The organism is Actinospica durhamensis (genome assembly GCF_018139695.1).
Taxonomy (GTDB): Bacteria; Actinomycetota; Actinomycetes; order Streptomycetales; family Catenulisporaceae; genus Actinospica; species Actinospica durhamensis.
Genome location: NZ_JAGSOG010000529.1, coordinates 1 through 2,076 on the forward strand (window position 1 = coordinate 1; position 2,076 = coordinate 2,076).

Below are 2,076 nucleotides of genomic sequence, written 5' to 3' on the forward strand. Positions count from 1 at the left end.
GTGATGGCCTGCGTCGCCGTGCACGGAACCCTGCCCCCGCCCCTCGCCGCCGGCGGTCCCCACGGCCTACTCGGCGACATCGACATCCTGAACTCCGAGACAACCGACGTCATCCAGTGACCGCGCCGCCCACACCACGCGAAACCGTTCCGCCCCGGAACGCCCGAGCCTGAGCCAGTCGCTTCCTGCGGAACTCGCCGCCCTGCTCGCCGAGAGCAACGGCGTCGAGGGGGAGTACGGCTTGGGCCTGGTGTGGTCGATTGAGCGCATCGCCGCCGAGAATCTCAGGCTTCGGCGCGACGCCGATTTCGCGAGCCTCTACATGCCATTCGACTCGCTGCTCTTCTTCGGCGACGCCGGCAACGACGACCTGTTCGGACTCGTGCCACACACCGGTCGGCTCGACGTGTTCGTATGGAACCACGGGGACGACAGCCGGATGTGGGTGGCGCGCGGGCTCGGCGACTACCTCGAAGGGTGGCTCTCCGGACGTATCACGGTGTAGCGCAGTGGGCTGGTCGTCACGCCCGTTGCCGTACCGCGCCGCGGTACGGCACTCACATCGCCCGGCAGACTTGTGCACTTCCGGCAGCGGGCGAGACGATTGCCGGATGAGGATAGCTGCCGCGGGCGGGAAGATCACGGCGCCTCGAGCTCTACTGGTCAATGAATTCGACTCGGATGAGCCGGGCAACTGCGCCGTGTTCGTCTTGTCGTCTCCCTTGATCGTTGAGCAGGGCGCAAGGATCTGGGTTGAAGACGGCCGACTTAAAGTGCAGCGACCTTCTGGTCAGCGGGAGTGGCACGATGGCAGTTGGGAGAGCCGGCTGCGGCGCGGACGCTTGCTGTAGTGGCTGCCATTTTTTATCAACATATATATTCGGCGAGAAGTCGGCGCGAGGCTCGGCGTTTCCACCACATTCGGCAACATCGTCTGCGCCTACGCGTCGAGTGCGATCGCCGGGAACTATTCGAACGCGAACAACACGGTTCAGTTCACGGCGCAGTATCTGCCACGTACGGCCGGGTCCTCGGCCTGCCCGGCGGCGACCTACTTCACCGCCACCTACGGCCCGCTGCTCGACACCACGATGGCGGGGTCCCCGACCGTCACTGTGAACTGATCTCGTGCAACCTGCTCCCTTGGAGCGATGCCGCGGCGGTCGGCCGTGGGGCGCGGCCGACCGCCGGGAGTGGGGGTCAGCCGGCGTTTGCTCCGGCGGCGAGGGCGGGGAGGTAGGCCTCGGCCTGGCCCGCGTTGGTGGGGTGGTACCAGCCGGATTCCAGGCCGGGGTTGTTGATCCAGGGGGTGCTGTCGCAGATGCGGTGGCCCGCGAACAGTGCGTCTACGCTCTCGTAGACGAAGCCGGGGTACTTCGCGGCTTCGGTCTGGATGACCTGGTCGAGGGTCAGGACGAGCTGGTTCGCGGCGGCGTGGTCGGCGGGGGTGAGCCAGTCGATGCACAGGGGTGCGGCGGTGTCGTAGAACTCGGGGTAGCCCAGGACGACGACCCTGGCGTGCGGCGCGTCGGTCTGGATGGCGGAGTAGAGCGCGTCGAGTTCGCCGGGCAGGGTGGTCTCGGCGGTGGTGGCGGCGGCCGATTCGGCGGCGAGGCAGGCCGACTGGCCGTCGAGCAGGCAGGTCTGGGCGACGGAGACGAAGCCGATGTCGTTGCCGCCGTCAGTCAGGCTGACCAGGCTCGTCTGCGCGCTCAGGCCGCTGAGTTGGCCGGACTCGGTGGTGGCCGCGGTCGCGCCGGAGCAGGCCGCGAAGGTGAACGAGGCGGGGGCGGTGGCGGCGGCGTAGAGCGCGCCGTAGGCCTCGGGGCTCTGGCCGCAGGAGCCCGCGGAATCGGTGGTGCCGACGCCGGCGGAGTAGGAGTCGCCGAGGGCCACGTAGGAGACGGTCGAGCCGGTGGCCGCGTCGGCGGCGGGCGCGAGCGTCAGGCCGACGGTCGCGATCGTGGTGATCGTGGTGACGAGGAGGATCGGGCGCAGGGCTGTGCTACGGAACGTGGGCATCGTTGCCTTCCGGTCGGTAGGCGGCGCGGGGGAAAGGGGTGTCTCTTATACACA

General features: G+C 68.4%; 2 protein-coding genes. One reads left to right on the forward strand and one right to left on the reverse strand.

Annotated elements, in window-relative coordinates:
- Nucleotides 1-169: 169 nt before the first annotated feature.
- Nucleotides 170-505 carry an SMI1/KNR4 family protein gene (locus tag KDL01_RS40740; protein ID WP_368861751.1) on the forward strand — a complete coding sequence of 112 codons (336 nt, stop codon included), beginning with the start codon at nucleotides 170-172 and terminating at the stop codon, nucleotides 503-505.
- Nucleotides 506-1,200: 695 nt separating this feature from the next.
- Here the strand turns inward: KDL01_RS40740 and KDL01_RS40745 are convergent.
- Entirely contained in the window at nucleotides 1,201-2,022 is an 822-nt protein-coding gene (locus KDL01_RS40745) for an SGNH/GDSL hydrolase family protein (RefSeq protein ID WP_212534079.1), read from the reverse strand.
- Between the last annotated feature and the right edge of the window lie 54 nt (nucleotides 2,023-2,076).